Source organism: Sulfurospirillum multivorans DSM 12446 (assembly GCF_000568815.1).
Lineage (GTDB): Bacteria > Campylobacterota > Campylobacteria > Campylobacterales > Sulfurospirillaceae > Sulfurospirillum > Sulfurospirillum multivorans.
Genome location: NZ_CP007201.1, coordinates 1,203,349 through 1,227,036 on the forward strand (window position 1 = coordinate 1,203,349; position 23,688 = coordinate 1,227,036).

27 protein-coding genes are annotated in these 23,688 nt (G+C 40.8%); 18 read left to right on the top strand and 9 right to left on the bottom strand.

What is annotated here, in order from left to right; translation table 11 throughout:
• The first annotated feature begins 28 nt into the window (after window positions 1-28).
• From rpoN to dinD, 9 genes are all read left to right on the top strand, one after another.
• Entirely contained in the window at window positions 29-1,255 is a 1,227-nt protein-coding gene (rpoN, locus tag SMUL_RS06145; protein ID WP_025344380.1) for an RNA polymerase factor sigma-54, read from the top strand.
• Window positions 1,252-1,614 (top strand): nitrogen fixation protein NifQ, encoded by a 363-nt coding sequence (locus tag SMUL_RS06150; protein ID WP_025344381.1) that lies wholly within the window; start codon window positions 1,252-1,254, stop codon window positions 1,612-1,614. The genes rpoN and SMUL_RS06150 overlap by 4 nt, the downstream gene beginning before the upstream one ends.
• A gap of 26 nt (window positions 1,615-1,640) precedes the next feature.
• The gene (locus SMUL_RS06155) at window positions 1,641-2,153 is read left to right on the top strand and encodes a GNAT family N-acetyltransferase (protein ID WP_025344382.1); all 513 of its coding nucleotides are present in this window, start codon (window positions 1,641-1,643) and stop codon (window positions 2,151-2,153) included.
• A 104-nt stretch (window positions 2,154-2,257) separates the two neighbouring features.
• Window positions 2,258-2,485, top strand: coding sequence for a hypothetical protein (locus SMUL_RS06160; protein WP_025344383.1), 228 nt, complete (start codon window positions 2,258-2,260; stop codon window positions 2,483-2,485).
• Window positions 2,467-2,850 carry a type II toxin-antitoxin system VapC family toxin gene (locus SMUL_RS06165; RefSeq protein WP_025344384.1) on the top strand — a complete coding sequence of 128 codons (384 nt, stop codon included), beginning with the start codon at window positions 2,467-2,469 and terminating at the stop codon, window positions 2,848-2,850. The genes SMUL_RS06160 and SMUL_RS06165 overlap by 19 nt, the downstream gene beginning before the upstream one ends.
• A gap of 99 nt (window positions 2,851-2,949) precedes the next feature.
• Window positions 2,950-4,146, top strand: a complete 1,197-nt coding sequence (locus tag SMUL_RS06170; RefSeq protein ID WP_025344385.1) for a HEPN domain-containing protein — start codon at window positions 2,950-2,952, stop codon at window positions 4,144-4,146.
• 127 nt (window positions 4,147-4,273) lie between these two features.
• Window positions 4,274-4,585: a type II toxin-antitoxin system Phd/YefM family antitoxin gene (locus SMUL_RS16560; protein WP_025344386.1), complete on the top strand. Its 312-nt coding sequence runs from the start codon at window positions 4,274-4,276 to the stop codon at window positions 4,583-4,585.
• 27 nt (window positions 4,586-4,612) lie between these two features.
• A complete protein-coding gene (locus tag SMUL_RS06180) occupies window positions 4,613-4,888 on the top strand; it encodes a type II toxin-antitoxin system RelE family toxin (protein WP_158506021.1) in 276 nt (91 codons plus the stop codon).
• Window positions 4,889-5,004: 116 nt separating this feature from the next.
• On the top strand, window positions 5,005-5,856 hold the full coding sequence (gene dinD, locus SMUL_RS06185) for a DNA damage-inducible protein D (protein ID WP_025344388.1): 852 nt from the start codon (window positions 5,005-5,007) through the stop codon (window positions 5,854-5,856).
• Between the two features lie 15 nt (window positions 5,857-5,871).
• Here the strand turns inward: dinD and SMUL_RS06190 are convergent, their stop codons facing one another.
• The 4 genes from SMUL_RS06190 to SMUL_RS06205 form a co-directional block, all read right to left on the bottom strand.
• Window positions 5,872-6,282, bottom strand: coding sequence for a VOC family protein (locus SMUL_RS06190; protein ID WP_025344389.1), 411 nt, complete (start codon window positions 6,280-6,282; stop codon window positions 5,872-5,874).
• Between the two features lie 105 nt (window positions 6,283-6,387).
• Window positions 6,388-7,383 carry a hypothetical protein gene (locus SMUL_RS06195; protein WP_025344390.1) on the bottom strand — a complete coding sequence of 332 codons (996 nt, stop codon included), beginning with the start codon at window positions 7,381-7,383 and terminating at the stop codon, window positions 6,388-6,390.
• A 31-nt stretch (window positions 7,384-7,414) separates the two neighbouring features.
• Window positions 7,415-8,647 (bottom strand): DUF711 family protein, encoded by a 1,233-nt coding sequence (locus tag SMUL_RS06200; protein ID WP_025344391.1) that lies wholly within the window; start codon window positions 8,645-8,647, stop codon window positions 7,415-7,417.
• 77 nt (window positions 8,648-8,724) lie between these two features.
• Window positions 8,725-10,704, bottom strand: a complete 1,980-nt coding sequence (locus tag SMUL_RS06205; RefSeq protein WP_025344392.1) for a site-specific recombinase — start codon at window positions 10,702-10,704, stop codon at window positions 8,725-8,727.
• Window positions 10,705-10,848: 144 nt separating this feature from the next.
• Here SMUL_RS06205 and blaOXA point away from each other — a divergent pair, with 144 nt between their 5' ends.
• Complete coding sequence (gene blaOXA / locus SMUL_RS06210) at window positions 10,849-11,622, top strand: class D beta-lactamase (RefSeq protein WP_025344393.1); 774 nt, start codon at window positions 10,849-10,851, stop codon at window positions 11,620-11,622.
• A 40-nt stretch (window positions 11,623-11,662) separates the two neighbouring features.
• Here the strand turns inward: blaOXA and SMUL_RS06215 are convergent, their stop codons facing one another.
• On the bottom strand, window positions 11,663-13,927 hold the full coding sequence (locus SMUL_RS06215) for a bifunctional diguanylate cyclase/phosphodiesterase (RefSeq protein WP_025344394.1): 2,265 nt from the start codon (window positions 13,925-13,927) through the stop codon (window positions 11,663-11,665).
• Between the two features lie 145 nt (window positions 13,928-14,072).
• On the opposite strand from SMUL_RS06215, the gene SMUL_RS06220 reads away from it, so the two are divergent.
• Entirely contained in the window at window positions 14,073-14,744 is a 672-nt protein-coding gene (locus SMUL_RS06220; protein WP_025344395.1) for a hypothetical protein, read from the top strand.
• Between the two features lie 145 nt (window positions 14,745-14,889).
• Here the strand turns inward: SMUL_RS06220 and SMUL_RS06225 are convergent, their stop codons facing one another.
• The gene (locus tag SMUL_RS06225) at window positions 14,890-15,963 is read right to left on the bottom strand and encodes an OmpA family protein (protein ID WP_025344396.1); all 1,074 of its coding nucleotides are present in this window, start codon (window positions 15,961-15,963) and stop codon (window positions 14,890-14,892) included.
• Entirely contained in the window at window positions 15,963-17,117 is a 1,155-nt protein-coding gene (locus tag SMUL_RS06230) for a MotA/TolQ/ExbB proton channel family protein (RefSeq protein ID WP_025344397.1), read from the bottom strand. Before SMUL_RS06230 ends, SMUL_RS06225 begins: the two co-directional genes overlap by 1 nt.
• Window positions 17,118-17,326: 209 nt before the next feature.
• On the opposite strand from SMUL_RS06230, the gene SMUL_RS06235 reads away from it, so the two are divergent.
• From SMUL_RS06235 to SMUL_RS16565, 7 genes are all read left to right on the top strand, one after another.
• Window positions 17,327-18,214, top strand: a complete 888-nt coding sequence (locus SMUL_RS06235; RefSeq protein WP_025344398.1) for a CHAD domain-containing protein — start codon at window positions 17,327-17,329, stop codon at window positions 18,212-18,214.
• 2 nt (window positions 18,215-18,216) lie between these two features.
• Complete coding sequence (locus SMUL_RS06240; protein WP_025344399.1) at window positions 18,217-18,720, top strand: M48 metallopeptidase family protein; 504 nt, start codon at window positions 18,217-18,219, stop codon at window positions 18,718-18,720.
• A gap of 68 nt (window positions 18,721-18,788) precedes the next feature.
• A complete protein-coding gene (locus SMUL_RS06245) occupies window positions 18,789-19,418 on the top strand; it encodes a GNAT family N-acetyltransferase (RefSeq protein WP_025344400.1) in 630 nt (209 codons plus the stop codon).
• 31 nt (window positions 19,419-19,449) lie between these two features.
• Window positions 19,450-20,109 carry a hypothetical protein gene (locus SMUL_RS06250; protein WP_025344401.1) on the top strand — a complete coding sequence of 220 codons (660 nt, stop codon included), beginning with the start codon at window positions 19,450-19,452 and terminating at the stop codon, window positions 20,107-20,109.
• Between the two features lie 26 nt (window positions 20,110-20,135).
• Window positions 20,136-20,942, top strand: a complete 807-nt coding sequence (locus tag SMUL_RS06255) for a PhzF family phenazine biosynthesis protein (protein ID WP_190278607.1) — start codon at window positions 20,136-20,138, stop codon at window positions 20,940-20,942.
• A gap of 130 nt (window positions 20,943-21,072) precedes the next feature.
• Window positions 21,073-21,513, top strand: coding sequence for a FecR family protein (locus SMUL_RS06260; RefSeq protein WP_025344403.1), 441 nt, complete (start codon window positions 21,073-21,075; stop codon window positions 21,511-21,513).
• Complete coding sequence (locus tag SMUL_RS16565; protein WP_025344404.1) at window positions 21,510-22,109, top strand: OmpA family protein; 600 nt, start codon at window positions 21,510-21,512, stop codon at window positions 22,107-22,109. The genes SMUL_RS06260 and SMUL_RS16565 overlap by 4 nt, the downstream gene beginning before the upstream one ends.
• Before the next feature lie 46 nt (window positions 22,110-22,155).
• Here the strand turns inward: SMUL_RS16565 and SMUL_RS06270 are convergent, their stop codons facing one another.
• Together SMUL_RS06270 and SMUL_RS06275 are read right to left on the bottom strand one after the other, a co-directional pair.
• Window positions 22,156-22,629: a hypothetical protein gene (locus SMUL_RS06270; RefSeq protein ID WP_025344405.1), complete on the bottom strand. Its 474-nt coding sequence runs from the start codon at window positions 22,627-22,629 to the stop codon at window positions 22,156-22,158.
• A 122-nt stretch (window positions 22,630-22,751) separates the two neighbouring features.
• On the bottom strand, window positions 22,752-23,669 hold the full coding sequence (locus SMUL_RS06275) for an alpha/beta fold hydrolase (protein ID WP_025344406.1): 918 nt from the start codon (window positions 23,667-23,669) through the stop codon (window positions 22,752-22,754).
• Between the last annotated feature and the right edge of the window lie 19 nt (window positions 23,670-23,688).

The following is a 23,688-nucleotide window of genomic DNA, read 5'->3' on the forward strand; positions in this document are numbered from 1 at the left end:
TGAATCCATTTTTGGGCATAATTTATACATGAGAAGTATCAACCTAGAATTCAAACAGAAGCAGAGTTTAAACCTCTCTTTGAAGCTTTGGCTCCCACTGTTACAACTACCTCTTCAAGAGTTAAGTACGCACCTAGAAACATTGTCGTACGAAAACCCTTTTTTAGAAGTAAAACGCCCTTTTGAGCAAAACCTAGGTTCAAGCCATGGGATCGTTGAAGAGTTGGTACTTGGAAGCGAATCGTTGCATGAAAAAATCATCGAACAAATCGTTCCACCTCTTTTTCCAACACCTATTTCTCAAAAAGTAGCGCATGAAATTCTCTGTGATATCAACGAAGAGGGCTATTTTGATGGCGATATTGAAGCCATTGCCGTGACCTGTGGTGTTTATACCGAGTATGTTGAGCGCATTCGCCAACGCTTCTCCAAGTTAGAGCCTTATGGTATCGGCTCACGTGAGAGCCACGAATCGTTTGTCTTTCAACTTGATGCGCTCAGCGATGACATCGACGATGAACTCTATAACCTAGTGCTTAAGATGATCGACCAGATGGCAAAGGTCGATAAATTCTCCAGACATGGACGTTTTGAAGAGGCCAAAGCGATCATCAAAAAATTTGCCAATCCTCCTGCAATTGAGTATCAAGCAACACCAAAACAGATTATTCCCGATTTTTACGTCGAGGTGGATGATGACATCAGGCTGCGCATTAACAACGACTATTATCCTGACATTTTGATTACCGATCCTTTTTCAAGCAAGAGTGAAAACATCAAAGAGAAGCTCAAAGAGGCGCGCGACATCGTCAATCTTTTGGAACTTCGCAAAACAACGCTTTACAAAATTGTGCTTTTAGTCGTTGAGCGTCAACTCTCCTTTTTTGTGGGGGGCGAGCTAAAACCTCTGAATATGAGCACGCTTGCCGAAGAGCTCTCGTTTGCAGAATCGACCATTTCACGGGCGATTTCAAACAAATACATTGAATCCAAGCAGGGTATTTTCCCACTTAAATCGTTTTTCACCAATGCTGTCGCGACCAAAGAGCTCTCTTCGTCTGAGATCAAGAATTTTATCAATCAACAGATCGAATACGAAGATAAAAGTGAACCACTGACAGATGATGATCTTTTAGAGCGCATCGAGAAGCGCTTTAACATCAAGATGGTTAGACGCACCATCACCAAATATCGCAAATTGATGAACGTTGCTTCATCCAAAGAGCGCAAAAAAATCTATAAGGTACAAGCATGACCACAGCCACAGAAGAGAGCCTAACAAGCCGCTACAGTCAACTAGAGATGACAAAGCTTGAACGCGAAGTGATGGTTTTTTTGCAAGGCTATGCCAAAAATCGCTACTCAAAATACGTCATCGCCCCACACATCGCAGCCATGTCACTGAAAATGAACCACCTCTACGAAGCGATGGGGTTTAAAAATCGCGTGCAGATGGGCAAATACATGAAATGCCACTTCCCTGAACTAGCTGGGCTCAAACCTGTCGATAAATTGTGGAAGAAATTCATCTACGATTCCATCAACCGAGTCGCACCTGCATGCTTTACATGTAAAGATCAAAGCAACTGCTTTGCCTGTCAATTAGCAGGATAGATCGCCTTTAAAAAAAGGGTAAAATAATGATTCGTTTTGCCACTGAACCTGATTTGGAAGCCATTTTAGCCATTTACAACGATGCAATTTTAACGACAACCGCCGTTTACACCTACAAAGCAAAAGACCTGCAAGAGCGTAAAGAGTGGTTTTTAGCCAAGCACGAAAAGGGCTACCCGATTTGGGTATATGAAAAAGAGCATCGTGTGGCAGGTTTTGCAACCTACGGTTCCTTTCGAGAATGGCCTGCTTACAAATATACGGTTGAACATTCTATTTACGTTCATAAAGATTTTCGCAATTATGGCATTGGAACTTCATTACTTAAAACTCTCATTGAAGATGCAAACGAAAAAGGATACACCACCATCGTTGCAGGCATTGATGCTTCAAATGCCAACAGTATTCATCTGCACGAAAAACTAGGCTTTTCCTCCGCGGGCATTGTCAAAAAAGCAGGGTATAAATTTGGTCAATGGCTCGATTTGGCATTTTACCAATTGATGCTTGATGGCCTGAAAAATCCTACGGAAGCGTGATTTTTGACTTTACATGTAAAGATAAAATGAACTATTTACGTACGCTATTTGACTTATAACGTACGCCATTGTATAATGCTCTTACTTTAATGAAAGGAGCTAAGATGGTCGTAACACCCTCAAAACTTCGTGAAAATTTGTACAATCTTTTAGACAGTGTCATCGAAAAAGGTGAGCTTCTTGAGATTTCGCGCAAAGGTAAATTGTTGCGCATTGTACCCGAACAGCGTCCTTCTCGCCTCGATAAAATTGTTGCAAAAAACATCACCACCACAAGCGATGATGAACTCATCAACACACCATGGGAGAGCGAATGGAAGCCCTTTATTTAGACACGCACATTGTCGTATGGCTTAGGCAAAAGGAGCTTCAAAAATTCTCACCCAAAGCACTTGAAGCCATCGAGCAAGCAGGGCAACTTTTCATCTCTCCTATGGTCGAACTTGAACTAAAATTTTTATATGAAATTGGACGAATTTCAGAGACTTCCTATAATATTTTAGGAGATTTAGGCGCTATGATAGGACTTAAAATAGACGATCATAGTTTTAGCGAAGTCATCCAAAAAGCAATGCTCATCGACTGGACACGTGACCCGTTTGATCGCATTATCGTCGCACATGCCATGAGTCAGGAACGTAAACTTTTAACGAAAGACGAGAAGATTTTGAACTATTTTCACGATGCGGTTTGGTAGGAATACCTTTACATGTAAAGGTGCAGTAAAAAACCGAAAAAGTGTCTATAATCTATATTATTTGCGTGATAACAAGATTACGATTGTGGAGGAAATATAGTGGAAAAAAATGTTTCTTTTCAAATAGAAAGTACGCAATTTAATGGAAAAATAATATATAGTAATGCAGATAATTGCAATATCAAATGTACACTTGTAAAACCAGATAGTTCCGTTCTCCAAAAGCTATTTGAGAATGGCAGTATTTTTGAGTTTAGTGGAATAGTGGAGGAGATAGGAGAATTTACAGCTTTAAATTGTGATGTTAGAGATGGAATACATCCCTTCGCATATCTTATTATAGAAAATACAAGAGAATTAAATTATAAAATTGACATCGGTAAACTGTATTTAAATGCGTCTCATGTCAATGATGAAATGAAGGTCAAAAAAGTCGATGTTAGATTTTCATCTGTTGATGAATGGATACATAATGATGAGAGAAAAAAGACTTTTATTAAGCAAAACGATTGTTCTATTACTCTTGCAAATAGCTTTATTTCAATAGAACCATCATCTCCTATCACATTGCAGCAGTTGGATGAAATACTTTTTGATTTACAGGTATTTTTTGAAGTTCTTATTTTAAACAATAGCGTCAAAACCATCGAAAAATATATTTATACCATTGATGATACTAAAATTGAAGAAGTGATGCGTTACAAGCAAGAACCGAAAGCTAATGAAGAATTTTTATTTAGATATGACACAAATAATATTGAAAGTGTTTTAAACCATTGGTTTGAAGCAAAAAATGTGTATGGAAAAATATTTAGCTATTTATCTGGCATTTTAAATGAGAGCTCAGCAGAATATTTAGACTTGAAATTTTTAATGTTGGCTCAGTGGATTGAGGCATATAGTAGAGAATTTCTAAATAATAAAGTCCAATCAAGCATAAATGAGTGTGTAGAAAATAGTGAGGCTAATACATATAGAAAAAATTTAAAACAATTATTTCAAACTAAAAATATTGATGAAATTATTTTTGGTAATAGCTCTAGTCAAAAAAGAAACAAGCTAATTGACCAAATTATATGTTACAGAGATCATTTAGTTCATCTAAATGTAAAAGATGATTTAAATAGAACACAGATGGGCAATCTCTATGAGATTTTAAAAGACTTGATCTATATTTTTTTAATTAAAGAATTAGATGTAGCAATAGATGATAGGCGTATTAATGAAATAAGAAGAAAATATATGAGGTATCAAACTTTCTCAGAATCTATAGTAAAGTGTAGAAATAAACAGTAAAAAGGGATTAAACTTTTATTTCAAAACTCTAACAATCTTTACATGTAAAAAATTCTTCCAAAAAAACATTGAAATTATATGGTAAATTAACTATAATATTAACATGTTAATTAACAAAGGATTTTAGATGACAGTTAAGTATGCTCCTGATGAGCTTTTGTCTATTACGGACTTTACTAAAAAGATTGCAGGTGTTTTAAAGGGTATCAAAGACCAATCTATGGATAAAATTGGGATTTTGAAAAACAACAAACTTGAAGCGGTTGTGATCTCCACCGATGAATATGAGAGACTCAAATCACTTGAAGAGCTTTTTGAAACACTTGAACACAAAGAAATCTACGATGTCATTCAATCACGCCAAAATACACCACTATCGTCTTATGTGTCATTTGAAGATATGGCTCGTAAATTTAACATCGATACCAAAAAACTTTAACGCATGTATGCCATTAACAACCATCCTTTGGTAGAGGAAGATTTAAAAGCACTTGACCACTCATTTGTATTGCTTGTCTTTAAAAAACTCAAGCAACTTCAAAATGCTCCACAACAAGGAGAGCTTTTAGGCAATAAGCACAACATGGATTTAAGTGGTTACCGCAAAGTTTATGTTGCTAAGAAAAAAGTGCGTATTGTTTATCGAATTATCAATGATGAATTGGTTATTTATGTTGTTGCAATTGGAAAAAGAGAAGACATGGAAGTCTATCAAGAAGCAACACAGAGGCTAAAATCGTAACGAGAAGAATTAAAGGGTAGGCTACTTCAATCTTCACGTAGATATTTCAAATTGATATATTTTAAAACCTTCCTCTGAAAAATTGTTAAAATGTTCAAAAATCCTAAGGTAAATACATGAAACAAGAACTCATAGTAGATTTACAAAGTCGATTTAATGCGATATCTCACAATACCAATGATGAAAATGTTGAGTTTTGGTATGCAAGAGATTTGCAAACAATATTAGGCTATGACAAATGGGAAAATTTTTTTAAAGTCATTGAAAAAGCTAAAATCTCTTGCGAAAATTCTCAAATAGAGGTTACTGACCATTTTCTTGATGTCAGGAAAATGGTAGAAATAGGCTCAAATGCTCAAAGAGAAATAGCAGATGTTGTTTTAACGAGATATGCATGTTATCTTATAGCTCAAAATGGTGATAGTTCAAAAGAACAGATAGCGTTTGCTCAAACCTATTTTGCCTTGCAAACACGAAAACAAGAGTTGATAGAACAACGTATAGAATTGGAAGATAGGCTAAAAGCAAGAAACAAACTCAAAAACAGTGAAACAGAACTCTCCAAAAACATCTATGAACGAGGCGTTGACGATAAGGGGTTTGGTCGCATTCGTTCACAAGGTGATGGTGCTTTATTTGGAGGGTATAATACCAAAGATATGAAAGACAAACTTGGCATTTCAAGTGGTAGAGTTTTGGCTGATTTTTTACCCACCGTAACCATCACAGCAAAAAACCTTGCTACTGAGATAACCAACCATAATGTCAAACAAAACAATCTTTATGGCGAAAATTCTATAACCCATGAGCATGTAACGAATAACAAAAATGTCAGAAAACTATTGGTAGAGAGTGGTATCAAACCTGAAGAACTTCCCCCATCTCAAGACTTGCAAAAGCTTGAGAGAAAAGTAAAATCGGATGAAAAAAAACTTATAAAAAGCAGTGCTTTGCCTAAAAAAGTTTAAAAAAGGACGAGGCTATTACTCTTCTGGTCCTATCGTCATAAAAGGGTTGTGAGCGATTTCCCACAAATGACCGTCGGGGTCTTTAAAGTAGCCACTGTACCCTCCCCAAAAAACTTTTTGAGGTTTCTGGGTAGGTGTTGCACCTGCTTTGATGGCTTCTTTAAAGAGGGCATCCACTTCCGCTTCACTGCCGAGCGTATGCGCTAATGTAAATCCTTTAAAGGTACTTTCATCAAACGTGACATTGGCATCTTCTGCGAGTGCTTTTTTCTCATAGAGCGCAAGCCACGTTCCTTTGAGCGTAAAGAAAGCAATGTTCTCTTCATAAGGCTCTCGCCTAGGAAATCCCAGCCCTTTTTGGTAAAACGCAATAGACTTTGCCATATCACTGACACCTAAGGTAATCATACTCATGTAGGGTTTCATTGTTTTCCTTTTTACATGTAAAACTCACCAACGAATTTGATTATCCGTTGGCGGGGTAATTCATCACTTTGTACCTTACATGTAAAGCACAAAGTTAATGTCTAATTATTGATTTCTAATGTCAAACATCTCACTTTTAGGTGCGCCGAAAAGTTTGAGATACGCTTCCTCGCTTAACACGTTTTGATACTCTTTCAATTCTTCATTGAAAAGTTGATTTAACGCGTCAAAATCAAGCTGTGCTGATGGTGATTTTAAAGCTGCTTTATCGCTGCTCGCTCTTTTGATTCTATACTTTTGATCAATTTTAAAAAGAGTGGCTTTTTGCTCTTGTGAAATATCGCCAAGCTTCTCTTTGATATTAAGCTCAAACAGTTTTTTGAGGTAATCATCTTCTGCGGATGAGACCATACCGTTTTCGTTTGATTGTTGCGTATAGTTATGATAGAGCTCAATTCTTGGGTCAATGGGTTTTAGAGGACTTTTGAGATTGATCGCATTATTTGCACTCCAAGGCATCTTCTCTTGCACGTTGGTTAAACATTGAGACCACGCGTATCTCTTTTTTCCCTCTTCACACCTCGATGGACTGAGGCTATACCAACACGCACTGTTTGTATCGAGTCCATAGGTGCCATAAACTTTTTCGATGAGCGCATAAAAAGGAACGTTGTGTACGGTTTTTCCTGTGTAGTAGAGCCCTCGATTGGTTGCATTCCAGCAGACACCAACGATGGCATAATAGTGCTCATACGGCCAGATGCAAGGCGCTTCCGTCATAATGTAATTAAGCGTCGATAGATCGATACACGCTCCATCTTTATCGCACTTGGTAGTCGTATCGGCTAAAACATCTCCACCACTATCGCCGCCTAAGGCTTTCCATGCGTAGCGTGTTCCATTGTCATCGAAGGCTTCAGGGTAGGTATGGTGAGCGATTTTCTGCATCCATTTACCCCCTAAAGCGTAATAGCGCACATCCATCTGGTCACCCATTTGATGCTGGTTTTCTGCACTCTCTTTGCTACTTGGATTTTTGAGCGAACAAGCACTCAGTATAAAACCAACCAAAACAATACTCATCATACGATAGGCTCTCATCAAATACCTCCTTTTGGAATGAACGGCTTATTTACGGAATGCGTAACACCATGCTATTGCAAAGATCATCGCTTTCAAACTGTGTCATATCGCCTGCTTTAAGATTTGGAACGGGGAAGAGTCGTACCGTTAAAGGTTTGTTCAATCTAAAAGCCAGTGTTCCAGTATCTGCGCACATGGCGGCGATTTTTTCGGCAGGCGTATCGCCTTCGATGGGAACAGTATCGAGTCCGATGCCGCAGACTGAGGAGTATTGAAGCAAGGCTCTTAGATCAAACTCATTGCGTGTTGTGGCATCGGCTAAGCCTTGATCTTCCACCACGGCTAACATAAGCCCTGAAAAACCTATGAGCTCACACCCTTTTTGCGCTTTAAAAACCTTGGTTAATAGAGCAGAAGCCTCAAGTGTTCCTGCCGCACCAAAGAAGGGCACTCCAAGCAGTTTATACACATCGACCATTGAAGCGCAGTTTTTAGAAGGCGCGGCAGAGGTGTCGATGCCTGCAAAGAGCGTTTTAAACGGGTGTTCGTATGCGTTGGTAATGTCAAGAATCGTGGTGATGTGATGCTGCAACGCCTCTTTCATAAGGGTGTACGATTTTTGCATTTTGAGATTATGGTTTTTTTCTGCTCGTAAACTTTGGAGTGCTGCTACGAGAAGATCGGGCGTTTCAAGTCCTAAAGCAAAGCAATTTGCATCACTGCTTTTGTGATACGATGCAGGAAAATAGGGAATTAAGGGTTTGCAATTGTAGTTGATTGTGAAGTTAAAATTGCCTTCACCACGTGGTGTGATTTTGCCGATTTCAACAACCGCTTTAGCGCAACTGAGGGTTACGTCATGATCCACTATGCCTAGCTCATCAACACCGACATTGACACAGACATTGCAAATGTCGCCAAACGCTTTGATCATCTCAGGCAAAAGGGCGATCTCTTCTTGATTTTTCGCCTCTCCAATGGCAAAACGGATGCGAATATTGGGCATCGAAGGGCTTTTCAAGAGATTAGAGAGGATTTGCATTCCTTTGAAGACCGAGTGAAAGGAGGTTGTATTTAAGTATTCGCCAAAAGGATTGGTGACGATGCGAATGGACTGAACGCAATAGCCTTGTGCGTTAAATGCACCTGCCAAATCGCCACCAAACGTCGCTGCTTCACGAATCGTTTTCTCCCATGTGCTTTTATCTTTACTGAGCGTTACAAAGGAAGTAATCGTTCTTATTTTGCACAAATCTTTATTTTTGAGGCTCTCTTTGAGCATGCTTTTTCCTTGAGCACTTTTGTACAAAATCATAGCCAATTCAGTTTTACATGTAAAGCAACACTGACCTTAACGCATCACGCTTCCTCCACCTTTTTAGGCGGAAAGAAAAGCGCTAGTGGTTTTCGTATTACTTCTTGGAAAAGCAGTTTTGCAAAAGAGAAAAAATTACCAAAATCAGCATCTCTGGATTTGAGTGAGACTTTGAGGGCGAGGGCAAAGCTGACGCTGAGATTGACCAAGCCTATCATCAAGACAAAGACTAAACCTATGAGAAAATCATGCAAAGGGAGTTCGCCTTGTGCAACGATGTAGCCGAGGTTGGCGGATGAAAAGGCAACGTGTCTGATGTCGAGTGGAAGCTCAAGCATATGCCCAACAAACGGGGTGACGCCTAGGAGAATTCCGAAGTAAAAATTGCCCATGATCGCACCGTGGTTGTTGTGTAGGTAAGTTGCGATTTTTGCTCTAACGGTCTCAGAAGTTATTTTCTTTAAAAAAGGAAGGTGCATGTACCGGCTTTTCAAGTCCAAATAGCTTGCACGGTTGTCGTAATAGCCTGCAATCAAACCCGATGTAAAGAGCCAAATACCTGCAATAGCGGCATAGAAAAGTCCTGGTAAGGGATTGAAATTTTCTGTATAGTATTGGAGCTCTTCTTTGGAGAGAATCGGGATATGGTTCTGCGCGTAGATAAATCCAATCAAGCATGCAACGCCTAAAGCCAGTGTCACATTGCCCACAACCGCGGCAAATTGCGACCTGCTTACTTGCATGAACAAGGCTGCGAGTTTATGCTGGTCAGCGCGTTTTGTATCGGCTCTATCGACCGCTTTTGCAAAGGTTGAGGCGGTCATGGCGGGCTGTTTGGTGGCTACGGTAAAGCCCAAAAGATGGATCAGCACAAAACCAAATCCGTAATTTAAACTGGCAAAAATAGTCTCAACGATGGGTGAAAAACCACGCTGCATCATCGTTATTTTAACAAGCGCCATCAATGCAATAATAATGCCTGCGCCACTGGCACTTAAAAACATGCCGATGTACTCTTTGGTGGTATCAGCGATGTAGTGTTCGCCGTGCTCACTGGCATTGTTCGCGATACTTTTGGCTAAGATTTTGATGTTTTGATTGAGCACATCGCTCAGTGAATTGCGTGAGCAGTTTTTCTCAACCACCTCTTTAAAGAGCGGTAACAAGGTCGCATAAAAGGTATCGGTCTCAAATTCTTGGATGAGTTGAACACACTTTTGCGCTCTTTGGATGATCTGCTCTAGGCGTTCAAGGTTGTAGGTGAGCGAGACTAAAATGCCTTTATCGAGCGACTGTTTGCGTAAAAAAGCGACTTGGTCAAAACATTGGGTAATTAAAACATCAATATGCTGAAAATCAAGCTTTGTCATCTCCGCCTCAGGGTCTTCATTTTGAACCGTGAGAGAGAGACTGCTGATCTCTCGTTGCAACGCGATAAATGCAGAATCTTTGGTCAATAACGACCTATCTAGTCGTATATAATGCTCATCAAACTCTTCAGCCGCGATCCAAATTGCCAAAATCTCCGTCGCGTAGACAATCTCATGATACAGGTATGTTTTTGTCTTTACATGTAAGGTTTCATTGTATAAAAGGATGCTCCAAAACTTTGCCCAGAGCGCATCATCGATGCCATTGACCCACAAAGAATCTTTTGTGTGAGGAAAAAGCGTGGCAAACAACGAGGTAAAATCGCCTTTTTTAGGTGCTTGCGGTAAAAATTTATTGTAAAGACGACTGCTCATCTCCTCTCTAAATCCTTGCTTGGAGAGAATGCCCAAGGAGGTGATATTGCTAGAAATTTTGGAGTGGATGAGCCATTCATTACATTCATACGAAAGCGTTTCTCTAAACTCTGGAAAGGCTTCAAGGTGGTGGATCATCGCTTCGATATTGGCGGTACTCTCTTCGTTATTTTTGAAGGATTTTGGGCGAATTTTGTTGATAATTTGTGTGAGTTTTTCAATCGCAGTTTCACTGCTTTCACTCAGCGTTTGTAAAAATTCTTCTAACGTCTGTTTCATGCTACGCTCCTTCGCTTCGTGTTTCGCACGTGAATCACTCGAAGCAGATTTCATTGTAGCACACTAGTGTAAACCAAATCTCTTTGGTTTACATGTAATGCTAAAACGCTATAATTGTGGCTTAGTCTGCGTCAAAGGAAGTGCATGGTTCAAAAATTTCTTTTTATGCTGGGTTTTGTCTGTTCCCTTTTGGCTGAAGATGCCACGATTGCAAAACTTTTTGAAAAAGATCATCTCAATGGCACGATGCTCATTGAATCGCTGGATGGCAAAGAGCGGTACGTTTACAATGATGTGCGTGCTAAGATGCCACTCCTTCCAGCATCTACCTTTAAGATTCCCAATACACTCATTGCCTTGCAAGAAGGTGTCATCACTGCCGATTCAATCATCGTTTGGGATGGCGTGCAGCGAAGTATCAAAGCATGGAATCAAGACCAAAATGTAAGCTCCGCGTTTAAAACTTCGTGTGTTTGGTGCTATCAACGGTTTGCGCGCACCATTGGGCTGAAAAAATACACGGAGTATCTGCACAAAATAGAGTATGGCAATGAAAAAACAGGCGTTGATGTTGAACATTTTTGGCTCGATGGAGCGCTTCGCATTAGTGCATACGAGCAGATTGCCTTTTTGAAAAAGCTCTACAAAAATGATTTACCCTTTGATCAAAAGCATCTGGATCTGCTTAAAACGATCATGATAGATGAACAAGGACAAAACTACACTTTAAGAGCTAAAACAGGCTGGGCAGTGCCTAAAGGTGCAGAGCATCATGGCTGGTACGTGGGGTATGTAAAGAGTTCTCGTGGCGTTTACTTCTTTGCAACCAACCTGCTCACACCATCTTCGGATGAACTGCCTTTGCGCAAACTGCTTACCCTTGAGGCGCTGAAAGCGAAAGGAATTTTGACTCAATAAACTCCCACACCTTTACATGTAAAGCGTATGGGAGAGTTTTTTAAGACGCGATAGTATGCGTTTCAAAAAAAGTTTTGAGCGTATCATACGCTAAAGGCTTGGCGTAAAAATAGCCTTGAAAACGGTCGCATCCTAAGTTTTTGAGTATCACCTCTTGCTCTTTGGTTTCCACCCCTTCAGCTAAAATATACAAGTCCAAATTTTTACCAATTGTGATGATGTTTTGAACCATTTTTTCAGCGGTGATGTCATTTAAAATCGTATCGACAAAGCTTTTATCGATTTTTAACTCATCAATGGGAAGCTTACGAAGGATGCTTAAAGAGGAGTATCCTGTACCAAAATCGTCCATCGAAATGTGCAGTCCCATGTCGTGGATTTTGTTCAAGAGTGGCAAGATGTAGTCAATATCTTCGATAAACAGACTCTCGGTAATCTCCAAACAGAGCGAAACATGCGCTAGCTTAGCACGGTCGATCTCGTGAATCAGTTTTTCAAAGAAATGCGCTTCCATAAACTGTTTGATCGAAATATTCAAAGAGGTTTGAAAGGTTATCCCAAGGGTGATTTGCAATGTTTTCATCTCTTGAAGCGTCGTATGGATGATAAAATGTCCCAGTTCAGGCATCAAACCCGATGCTTCGGCAATGGGGATGAATTTATCCGGAGGCACCAAACCCAACTCCTCGTTTTGCCAACGCACGAGCGCTTCAACGCCGTAAATAGCGCCAGTGTGATCCATTTGTGGCTGATACACCATATAAATTTCATGTTTGGCGAGCGCTTTACGCAACATCTGCTCCACATTGACACGGTTTAGGTAGCCTTCTTGCATCAACGGTACAAACAGCCGTACACTGTTTTTATACTTTTTCGCCTCATACATCGCAATATCCGAAGCGCGCAAAAGCGTATCGAGCGTATCACCGTGCTCTGGGTATTTGGCGATGCCCATACTCGCCCCGATGACAAAATTGAACTGTTGAACGTGGTAAGGCTGTGAAATTTCGTGCATGATCATTTGGGCGTGTGAGAGAAGTTCCTCATCACGGGTCAGATAACTCAAAATAACGAACTCATCGCCTCCTTGACGAATCACAATGCTCTCTTTGGGGACAACACGCAAAAGGCGTTTTGAAAATTCGATGAGTACTAGATCTCCAAAATGGTGACCAAAACTGTCATTGATGTTTTTAAAATGGTCCATATCGAGGTAAAAAAGGCTAAAAGGAGGTGCATTTTCACGCATCCACTCTTGCATGCACTGTTTAAAATAGCTCCGATTGGGGAGTTGAGTGAGTGAATCATGCGTTGCTTGGAAAACCAAATCCGAGCGTCGTTTATTTTCCGCATTGGCGATCAGTTTAAAGAGTAAAAAGAGAATGGCATGCACCACGATCAAAATCAGCACATAGGTGAGAAAGCTTTGAACAAAATCGTGCACGATCGTTGGATGATTGACCTGCGAGAGTATCCAGAGTTCATAGCGAGGGTTGTATTTGAGGGCAATTTGGACACGCGTTCCATCTGCTGAGGAGACTTCAGCGTTGTAAATTTCACCTTTTTGCTTGATCTCATCAACTGAAATAGCGTATTTTTGTGCAATGCTTTTCAATGCGTTTTGCAAAAAATCATCAGGCAGAGGTGCCTCATAAAGCGTTTTGGGAATTTCGTGATTGGAGGATTGGAACTGCACAAATTGGTCGCGATTGCGAATGAGTGTAACGCTGTTGTAATCCCCAAGCGAGAGATTTTCCGTGTAAAGTTTAAACGCACCTTCGATGCTAAGCCCTGCTGTCATGACGCCGAGGGCTTTGCCCGCATCATCAAAAACCGTTTTACGAATTGGAATACCCCAACGCCCGCTTCCCGCAATGAAGTAGGTTCTGCCTAGCACCATTTTCGTTTGGCTTAACGTGTAGTCAAAAGACTCTCGTGTAATAGGTTCAGCCCTTAGACTAGGGCGTTTTGATTTGTCAAAGTTTGAACTGGTATAGAGGTAATTTCCCTCCGTATCGGCAAACCCAAAAGCGACAATGGATGGATTGAGCAGTAGCAAATCATCTAAAATACGTGGGTTGTGCTCTTTAACAATTTGATTGCCTAAAATGTTGAGCATCATCTCTTGCGTTAAAAGAAGCGAGTGTGTCGCGTTGGAGACGAGTTTGACAAGGTTCGTCTGATCGGTCATGTACTTTTCGTGAACACTATCCCATTTTGCGTAAGAGACAATCCCTAAAAACGCAAGGGCGCTGATCAAGAGGATGTAAAAAATAGTCCAGATATTTTTTTGAATAATCGCCACAAGAATCTCCTAATGTCACAATGAATAATCATAACATAATTTTTTTACCATGCCAAAAACGATAACAAAAAACGCTCAAAAAGAGGGGTTTTTAGCGTAAATGAGGTATGATTCGCAACGTATGTGTGCTTATAAAGGAAAACAAATGAAATTAAAAAAAAGTCTCTTTTCACTACTGGCATTAGGTGTATTGATGGCACCGCTTAGTTTGAGTGCCGAGGTTGATTTTGAGTGGCGTTTAAGCCTCAACAACCGCTATCATGCTGATCCGTACGGATACCGTTATGGACTAGCCGATCGCTTTCGTATGCCAGAATCTCGCGTTATCGTCATCCTTGATAGCGTGCGCGAACCAGCCGATGCGTATATGATCTTTCGTTTAGCAGAGCTCTCAGGAAAGCCGTATGATTATGTGCTAAGCGTCTACCGTCAAAACCGATACTCAAGCTGGGCAGAAATCGCCTCTTTGGTTGGTATCATCATCTCTTCCAATGATTTTAATACCCTAAGACATCGTCATGATTTACGCGATGACTATCGCTACGATAGCAGACGCCAAAATCGTTATGAAGATAAACGTGTGGTGATAAAACGCGAAGAGATTTATATTCCTCAGGTCTACCATGATCAGCAACAAAGGCACCGTGAACCTAACTATAAACAAAACGAGCCACAGCGTCATGACGCACGTGATGATCGAAAGGATGATCGCAAAGATGATCATCGAGATGACCGTAAAAATAATACTAACCATCCCGACAAACCAGACAAACCAGACAGAGATGATGACAGACGTGATGGAGGAGGAAGGCATTAACACCTTCCTCTTTTACATCTCACCTTTTATTTCTCATAAAACATGTTTTATGAAGCTTTAGGAGGTGTCGGGGATATATCCCTGACCTTGAACAATGGGTTTTACTCATTGTTCAAGATACCGTTACGCACACTGCGTAACATGGTTACTCTTTACGATTTAAAAAGGTTTCGATCTCTTCAATCGCTTTTTTGTTGGAGAGGTTGAACTTAATCTCAATGCGCCTCGACGCCTCTTTATCTTCCACGCCATTTTTCAAAATAAGATCGCTGTACGATCGACCGTTTGCGCTCAGGTATTTTTGAAGTAGCGCCGTGCGTTTTTCATCGAGTGAATAGATAAACGCCATCACCGAATAGGCTCTCTTTTGCGAAAGATCCAAGTTGTGCATGTAGCTACCATCCGAATCCGTATGTCCTTCAATGACGATGTGGTCGATGTTTTCTCGTATCGTATCATCGTTTAAAAGCACGTCAAGGTAAGGTTGCAGTGTCTCTTTGAGCTGTTTTTGCGCTTCGGGTTTAAGTTCGAACGAGCCCACGTCAAACAGTACAGAAGAGGGCAGACGAATCGCACCGCTGTTGGGGTCGATGTTGATCTTTTTACCCAGTTTACTTTTAAGCTCTTGCACCACTTTGATACGAATACCTGTCAAGTTTTTAATGCGCGATTTAGTGAGGTTCAGATCTTCGACCAACTGCTGATGTGACGCGCTGTTTTCAAGCAATTTGGCACTTAAAAGCGCTAACTCTCCCTCTTTGAGTTTGAGTGTGTTGGTGGTCGTTCCAAGTTCCATTTGGCTGGCGACAAGCTCACCTTTGACTTCATCGCGTGCCAGTTCGGTGTCAAGCAACAGTTTCTTAAGATTTTCGATCTCTCTATCTGAGAGTTGTAACCGTGCTGTTGCTTCGTCCAGACTTGACTCTTTTTGAGAGAGCAGTTCTTTCGCGATCTGCAACGAAGCACTCGTGACATTCATATCCGAGCGAAGCCTTAAGAAATCGCGTTGTTTTTGGGAGAGCTCCACTTGCGCGATGTGCAAAACTTTTTTTTGCGCTTCAAGATCATTTTTGATGCCTTTAAGATCGGTTTGCACATACACATATTTGACCACAATCGCCCCAATAAGCAAGATAAATACAAACAATAATCCTGCCATCAAGTCAGCATACGAGACCCAGAAGTTTTGATCAGAACTTCGTGAACGGTTGTAGCGCATTATTTTAACGCATCCATTTTCTGGATGATCTCTTCGGTTTCAGCATCGATGATCTTCAAGCTCTCTTTGAGCGACTCAACTTCATCATTTGCAGCGGTGTCACTTTGTTGGGTTTCTTTGAGTGTGCGCAGAAGCTCTTCGTTGGTTTTGAGCATCGCTTCATTGCTGTGCATCAGCTTTACATGCAAAGAGGTGGTGCTCTCATTAAAGAGGCTTAGTTTGGTTAGGATGTCTTCGTGGATCACGGCTAAATCGCGCTGCCTATCTTGCGAGCGTGAAAGTGCTTCCATCCCTTCTTTGATGTGTTCAGCGCCACGCTTAACCGCCATGGCTTCAAGGGTTAGCATCTCATCGAACAGTCCAAATTTGGTCTCGATACTTTTGCCAAGGCGTTCAAAAAAGTCATTGGAGCTTAGGCGTTCAAACATCTTGCCGATGCGCTCAAAGTTTTGAAGATTTTCTTGCAAGTAGGCTTGTTCAATCTCCTCTTTTGTCCAAAAAAGTGAAGCGGTAGCCTCTTGAACATGTGCGACATCGCGGTCAAAACGACTGAGTCCTCGTTTTTCAAAAAAGATCCACCACAGTGAGAGCAAAATACCGTAAATGGAGACATAAAACGCTGTTCCCACACCGCTTAAAAGAAGGCTTATTTCATTTTCCAACGCACCCGCACTTTGCGATGAAAAATCAGGAAGTGTTAACGCGATCGAGATAAACGTTCCCAAAATACCCATCGTTGGAAAGATACTTGCCGCAACAGAGGCATAATTGTCATTGCGAATGCCTTTGGCATAGGTGTCGATGAAATTTTCAAACGAAGCGTTGGACTTCATTTGTCCGCCAATAGGCATCAAATTCTTCGAGACATATTCGTGAAGTTCTGTTTGAAACTCTTTGGAGTAGCGTCTAAATGTACACGCACCAAATTCGCCGTTGTGCTTGGCAAAAATAAGGGAAACGATGTAAATAAACCCGATGAGCACGACGCTATGAATCCCCACTTTAAAATGTAAAATATCTAAATAACCGAGTAAAAAGTAGAGATATGCCACGGTTGGAAGCAAAATAAGCTTCAAATAAACCAAAGCGCAGTTACGTTTTGGAGCCTCTAATGCGGCTAAATTTTGGAATGTTTCGTTCATATTTTCTTGCATAAAAAGCCTTTGTAGAGTATTTATGATGTTTTCATCCATTATAACGCTTCTTTTTATACCGATGGTTAACAAAACGTCAAAATGTTGAACATTAACGTGCGATTAATATTAAAAGACTACAATTTTTCATGTCATTTACATCATGGTGAGAGATACAACACCTCGTATCGCCTCTAATGCCTTTTCCAAAGTCTCACAAGGGTTCATCCATGTCTTCCAAAAAAGATTTTTTAGAACGTCATAGCATCAAGCAGTTGCTTAAAACCACCCTACACCACAATCTTGAAAATATCACAACGCATTTAAAAGCGTTTTTGCACACCAAAGATCCTGAAAGCTTGCACCAGTACCGTGTTTACATTCGCACGGCGCGCTCCATCTGCTTGGAATTTAGCGATTTTATGGATGAAAAACGCCACGAATTACTCGACAAAACCCTCAAAATCCTCCAACAAGAGACCAACGAGATGCGCGATCTGGATGTCTTTTTAGAGGCACTTGAAGGGTACAAACAAAGCGTTGATGAAGCGTATTGGGGTGATTTTGAGCAACTGAGAGCGAAGCTTTTGGCGGAAAAAGAGGTGGTGTACCGACATTTTGAAGAAAAATTTACCCCCAAACTGCAAGCTAAAATTTTTGATGAACTTGCCGCACTGCACAGCGATGAGAAGCTCTGCCTTGCCAAATCCGAAGAAAAACTTTTCAAGCACATCAAAGAAATCATCGAAAATCGCCTCAAAAAGATCGCTAAAGCCTCCAAAAAACTCAACATAGACTCTTCCAATGAACGGTTTCACAAACTCAGACTTCACTACAAAAAACTTCGCTACACCTGCGATGCATTATCACTCAAACAGTTTGCTAAAAGTTTTAAACCGATTCAAACCGCTTTTGGCAAAGTACAAGATAAAAACACTCAAATCGAGCGCATCAAACGCTATAATAGCGCCAACAGTACAGCGCTGCAACAGATCATCGACCTTTTAGAAGAAGAGATCGTACGCGATAAGCAGGACTGCATCGAAAAATCCAGTAAGGAAGCCCTTCAAACCATGCACGAAAAATTTGAAAAAATCTTTACATGTAAAGCGTGCTAAGCGTGCCAGATTTAACCTACATCGCCCATTACCCTGAACATCTGATAGAACAAATTCGCCGTCTTATCACCGAAGAAAAACTGGGAAAATATCTGCTCTCCAAGTACCCAACCACGCACAATCTCACCAGCGATAAAGCCCTTTATACGTATACGATGGAGCTTAAAAGTACGCATCTGCGCAAAAGTGAGCCGATCACGAAAGTGCTGTATGATGGCAAAATTAACGACATCAACGATGCGCTAGGCTTGCATCGCATCACAATCAAAAACCACGGCGGACGCCTACGCAGTAAAAGTGAAATCAGGGTCGCAACACTCTTTAAAAGCTCACCCGAGCCTTTTTTAAAAATGATTTGCGTACACGAACTCGCCCATCTCAAAGAGCGAGAACACAACAAAGCCTTTTACGCCTTGTGCGAAAATATGGAGCCAAACTACCACCAATTGGAGTTTGATGTCAGGCTCTACCTCACGCATTTGGATCTGTTTGGGAAGTTGTATTAGCTTTACATGTAAAAAAATCTCGCTTCTTAGTCTATAATGATCAAAATTTTATCTGAGGAAAATTACTCATGTCTGAAACGACCATCCGCGTTGAATCCATGCAACCCAAACACTCCCAATCGTTGATCGAACTGCTCATTTACACCTTTCGAAATCACTTTAAACAGTGCCAAAATTTAAGCGATGAACAGTTAACCCATCTGTTTGGAAAACGTTTAGAATCTGCGTCCAACGAGGCATCAACGCACCGAATCATTGCATTGGAAGACGACAAAGTCGTCGGAACATTGTGTCTAAAATGGAAGCCTGAATCGGAACAGGCGAAAGCTAAAAACGTACTTTTTTCAAAAGAGATGGTGCAGGTATTGGGCAAATGGGAATGTGTCAAATTAGCGATCTCGTTGCATTTTCTAAAACACGAGCCTGCGCTTTATGAGTGCTACATCGCCGATATTTCGGTGCATCCTGAGCATCAAGAACAAGGCATTGAGCCTCTTCTCATCCAATGGGCGTGTGATTTTGCAAAAAAAGATACAAAATTTGATCTTATAACGTTATATTTAATGGACAAAAGCAAAGACACCGCACGCTTTTTCGAGAAGTTTTTCTTTAGAACCTGCCTCCAAAAAAAAAGCTTTGCACGGTCTGTTTTATTTGACGATTATCAATGGAATTATATGACTTTGCCTTTGAAGTAATATCTATAGGTTTACATGTAAAAGGAAAATAATGATAGTTGAAAGTGACAAGATTGAATTATCACAAAATCAGATTTCTTTTAAATATCCCGATAATAGAGATAGTTTTATTGTAAAACAAATAGTGCTATTTCTCCTGATGGTATGCTTGCTTTTGTTTGCATATCATCAAAAAGAGTTGATTGGTCGAATATTTTTTGTGTTATTCTCTTGTGCTGTAGGAATAGAACTACTATCTAATGCAAAAACTTTTTTCATAGATGAGATCATATTTGACGAAATATTTTTTATCTTGAAAAAAAAGAAAAAAATTCGCTTGCAAGAAGAGTGGTCAAATGTGGCTTTTAAAGTTACCCAAAACATAAACTATTTTTCTGAAAAAATTATTTTAGATTTTTATGCAATAACATCAAAAAAGCATATACTAAGAATTACCAATAGAGATTTATCAGAAGATTTATTTACGGAATTTATAGAAAAATTGTCGACTATTAGTGGAAGAAATCAAAATGACTTTATTCAAACATCTCACAACCAGTTATTAGCTTTTAATTTTGAGAAAACAGATGAAATAACGACATTGGGTGAATTTAATAAACTTACATATGATGCTGTTTTTTCAAAATATGGTATTTTGATTTTTACAGGAATGTTTATAGCGATTATTGCCATTTTGGTAATTATAAAATAATGGATTAGATTTTAAGGAAATAAACCATGACCTCCTCCCAACTCCCCATCTACATCATAGATGCCTTCACCAAAGAACTTTTCAAAGGCAATCAAGCCGCGGTTGTGCCACTTGAGCATTGGTTATCCGAATCCATGATGCAAAGCATCGCCTCTGAAAACAACCTCTCTGAGACGGCATTTTTTGTTAAAAATCCTGAGGGTGTTTTTGAGATTCGTTGGTTTTCACCTCTCAAAGAGATCGACTTTTGTGGGCATGCAACGTTGGCGAGTGCGTATGTGATTTTTAACCATCTTGGCGAAAAAGGCATCCTTTCATTTTGGGCGAAAGCGGTGGATACCATCGAAGTTCATGAGCGCGAAAAGGGGCTGATCGAGATGAGTTTTCCCAACCGTGCACCTGAGCGTGTGACCGAGAGTCCAGAAGCTTTAAGAACGGGGCTTTCCATTGCACCTCTTGAATTTTACAAGAACCAACAAGCCTATTTTGCAGTTTACGTGAGTGAGGATGACGTCAAAAATGTTGTGCCTAATCTTGAAAAACTGACAACACTTGCACCCCTTGATGTCGTGGTAACAGCTCCAAGTAAAGAGTACGACTTTGTATCACGCTACTTTTGGCCTGCCAATGGTGGCGTGGAAGATCCTGTTACGGGTTCGATTCATGCGGGACTTGCGCCGTTTTGGGCGAAGCGTTTGGGTAAGCAAAGCTTGGTTGCCTTGCAGGCATCGAAGCGCTCAGGTGTGCTTTATTGTCATGTGAGTGAAGAGCGTGTTTTTATTTCGGGTGCGTGTGTCGAGTATTTGAAAGGGACGATTGGGATTCGTGCTTAAATCGTTACACTTTTTATCAAAGAGCATAAATTTCTCACAATAACGTTATTATTTAGATCAAAATAATCCAAATGATAATAAAATTGGTACACGAGATAAGCAGCATCGCGCCAAAATTGAGGGGATAAATATGAAAAAATCTTTTGCAGTGGGTATGTGGTTCTTTGTAACGCCTCTTTTACTCTTAGCTTCGCCCTCTGTGGCGCTGGTCAAATCGCTTCACGGTGAGGTCTTGGTAACCCATGCTGACCATACAACGGTGCCCTTGAAACAAGGCGATAGAATCTTTGAGAAAGACTCCATTAAAACAGCTTCCAACAGTACCATTGGTCTTGTTTTTGAAGACAATACCTTGATCTCGATCGGTTCAAATGCTGAATTTTTGGTCGATGAGTATCTTTTTGAGCCTGAAAATAAAAACGTTAAATTTAAAAGCAATCTGTTTAAAGGGATTATGGCGTGCAAAACGGGGCTCATTCCTAAGATCAATCCTGACGCGATGGAGATCAAAGCAAAAACGGCGACCATTGGTATTAGAGGAACCTATTTTGTAGCGGAGGCAAAAGAATGAGACGCTTAACGCTTTTAGGACTCTGTTTGGGAGTCGTTTTATTGTCAGGCTGTGCTTCAAAAGATGTTCAAATAACCCTGTTACCTGAGGATGAGGGCAAAGTAGGTGTCATCTCCGTTGCGGATCGTAAAGGCGACACACATACGATAAACAAAGCCTATGAAGCCTTAGATATTTCTCAAAAAGGTGAGATTGCATCCAAGCTTGAAACCGAAGAGAGTGTGAAACTAAAGTATGCGGAGGTGTTAAATGCCTTACCGCAAAAACCTCAAAGCTACCTCTTCTTTTTTAGTTTTGACAGTGCTGTTTTAGAGACAAAACAGCTTGAAGAGTTGAAGGTGCTGGCTCGATTGATTCGCGAAAATAGCATCGTCGAAATCATCAGTATCGGTCATAGCGATAGCGCAGGCGATAAAGAGTATAACAAAACGCTTTCACTCTTACGCGCTAAAAATGTTGCCGATAAACTAGCAGTTTATGGCGTGCCTAAGTCACTGTTGCAATTGCAGTATTATGGCGATGCCAATCCTTTGGACCCGACCACCAACACTAAACCAAATGCGAAAAACAGAAGAGTAGAGCTTATTTTAAAGTAGTAGCCTTTGGTCTTATCCGTGTTTCTTAACGTTTACATGTAAAGTGCTAGAGTTTAATGCTGGGTAGCTCTTCGCGCTCGATGGTGGCGCTTAGTTTTTGATAAACACCCAAAGCGACGATTAAAATGGCGGAGACAAACAGCAAGAATGCAGGGTAGATTAACAGTGACATATCTTCTGTTCCTGCTTTAAAGATGTAGACCAATCCTTCGATACTGACAGCAATCGTAATGATGACGATGATCTTGGTAAGGGTCCGTCTCGCTTCCCTTGGGTCGCGAAGTTCTTTGTTCATAAAGACCTCTTCTTCGATCATGTACTGCGCCACATCGATGATCGCCGCGGAAATAACGATGGCACCAACGGATTGAAGCATGCGTGGGATAAATTCACCCTTGAGTGGAATGCTCGCGATGACTTCATACACCGCCCAGCCCATAATGAGCAACGACATGATAATGAGCAGCAAAGCGGCAAAAAGGTGGATGGAATTGAGTAAAAAGACAAATAATTTTTGCATGAAAATTCCTTAGATGCGAGGTTTCTAGGTTGTTTTCATTATAGGCTTATGATACTTAAACGAAGCGTTCAGAGGGTTTACATGTAAAGCAGAGGCACCTCAAATGCCTCTGAGATGGTGTCTTAGCCTTTAGGTTTTTTTGCTTCCAAAAACTGCAATAACGCTTCCAAAACAACCTGAGGCTTCTCTTCAGGTACAAAATGCCCACACTCTTTTACCCCAAAACCTTGTACATCAGAGGCGTATTTTTGCCAGCCTTCCAGCACATTCCAGATGTTTCCCACAACACCATTGGCTCCCCAAAGAACGAGGAGGGGCGTTTGGATGGTGAACGGCCGGTCGCGTGTGTCATGTTCCAAGTCAATGCTTGCGGATGCTCTGTAATCTTCGCTGATGCCATGTACGGTTTCAGGATTGGAGTAGTGACGAATATACTCTTGTAACACCTCTTCGGGGAAGTTTTTTTGCGTTTCGGGAGTCGCTTTTTTAAGCAGATTGTTGCGGATAAAATACTCAGGATCAGCTCCTAAAAAGCGCTCAGGAAAGTCGTAGGCTTGGATGTAGAAAAACCAGTGCCAGTATTTGGTCGCAAACTCGCAGTTGGTTTGCTCGTACATATCTAAGGTTGGGAGAATATCCATCATTGTACAGGTGAGCACTTTTTCAGGGTGGTCGAGCATCAAACGGTGGCAAACGCGCGCACCACGATCGTGTCCAACGATGTGGAACTTGGAAAAACCTAGCGTTTGCATCACGGTGACTTGGTCTTGCGCCATCACCCGTTTGGAGTAGTTGGAGTGATCACTCAAACCTTTGGGTTTGGAGCTATCGCCGTAGCCTCTAAGATCGGTGGCAACAACGGTGTACTTTTGCGCAAGGGTAGGGGCGATGTCGCGCCAAATGAGGTAACTCTCAGGATGCCCATGAAGCAGTAAAATAACCTCTTCGCCACTGCCTCCGATGAGAGTGTTGATCTGTATATCATCACCCACGTTGATCATTTTTCGCTCAAATCCTTGGAAATAATCCGTAATTGCCATGATGCTACTCCATTGTGTA